Source organism: Delftia tsuruhatensis NBRC 16741, assembly GCF_001571325.1.
Classification (GTDB): Bacteria; Pseudomonadota; Gammaproteobacteria; order Burkholderiales; family Burkholderiaceae_C; genus Comamonas; species Comamonas tsuruhatensis.
In genome coordinates, this window is sequence record NZ_BCTO01000120.1 from 1 (window position 1) to 1,175 (window position 1,175).

The window sequence follows — 1,175 nt, forward strand, 5'->3', positions numbered from 1 at the left end:
GGCGGCCCGTGCTGCCCGTGCGTACTGTGAATTCGCGCAGGTTCGTCGTGACCAGGTAGAGCTTGCCGCGCAGCTCGTGCTGCCAGGGATCGGCAGGCAGATCGCGCGCCTTGGCTACCTCCAGCGGGCGCCCGGCCAGCGTGGCGCGCTCCAGGCGCAGCAGCTCGGCGCCCTGGGGCAGCTCGAAGGTGTATTCGGCGAAGGCCTCGCCGGTCACGTCCGTAGGCTCCAGCCACTCCTGCCAGGCGCGCGTGGCCTTGAGGAAGGTGCGCGCGGCGCGGTTCAGCGCCAGGTGGATGAGCGGGACCGGCGCCTTGGGGGCGGCCAGGACCAGTTCGGGCAGCCAACTTTCCCAGGAGGCCATGATGCGTTCAGCCGATCACTTGGGAAGCGCGCGAGGCCTTGCGCACGCGGCCAGTGGGCAACGAATCCGACTCCTGAGGCAGGCCCGTGCCGCCGTCAAAGTCGTCATTGCCCTCGTCCGGCCCCAGGCCGGGCGGAAGGACGGCGCGCGCCACAGAGGTACGGCCAGCAGCGGGAGGGCGGCGCGCTTCGCGCTCGGCGGCCAGGCGCAGGAATTTCTGCTCGGCCTCGAAGTCCTCTTCGGTCTGGAAGTTGCCAGCACGCAGGTATTGCGCATGGGCCTCGCTCTCGACCTCGCAGGCAAGAGGCTTGCCCTCGAAGACATAAGTGGTGCCCTTGATACGCACGATCAGGGTTCCGTCCTTGCGTGCGGGCAGCGAAGTGAACAGCTTCATGGTTTGGTTCTCCGGGGTTCAAAAAGCCCCGGCGGCCGATGCCACCGGGGAAAGCCCCTTGCGGGGGCGCACACATGAGCGCGCTGTCAGGCGTTCGTGTAGATCAGGTCCAGCGTGAACAGGCCGGCAGCCGTGCCTGCGCCCGAAACCTTGAGGATGATGCGTCGGTCTTCATCCTTGGTTGCGAGTTTGGCGAAGGCCGCTGGCACGAGGTGCGCGTAACCACCGGCTGCACCCACATCGTTGTCCGTCACCCAGGCGCCGCCGCCGTCGTCGGCCGCTGTGCTGATGTCGCCAGCCGCATCCGCCAGGCCAATGGAGGCCTTGAAGCCCGCGCCCAGGGCAGCAGGCACGCGGATGTACAGCGACACGGGCAGCATGCCGGCGGGCAGGATGCCGATGACGCCACGGGTACCC

At 68.4% G+C, this 1,175-nt stretch carries 2 protein-coding genes and 1 pseudogene; all 3 read right to left on the reverse strand.

What is annotated here, in order from left to right; genetic code table 11:
• Positions 1-364 (reverse strand): annotated as a pseudogene (locus DTS01S_RS29215) (hypothetical protein); the annotation flags it as partial.
• A 7-nt stretch (positions 365-371) separates the two neighbouring features.
• A complete protein-coding gene (locus DTS01S_RS29220) occupies positions 372-758 on the reverse strand; it encodes a hypothetical protein (RefSeq protein ID WP_061290141.1) in 387 nt (128 codons plus the stop codon).
• Between the two features lie 86 nt (positions 759-844).
• On the reverse strand, positions 845-1,175 hold a 331-nt coding region (locus DTS01S_RS29225; RefSeq protein ID WP_061290143.1), incomplete at its 5' end, for a hypothetical protein.

Excerpts from the sequence above, each read along its gene's own strand:
- DTS01S_RS29220 (WP_061290141.1), bottom strand. The coding sequence starts at position 758 with ATGAAGCTGTTCACTTCGCTGCCCGCACGCAAGGACGGAACCCTGATC.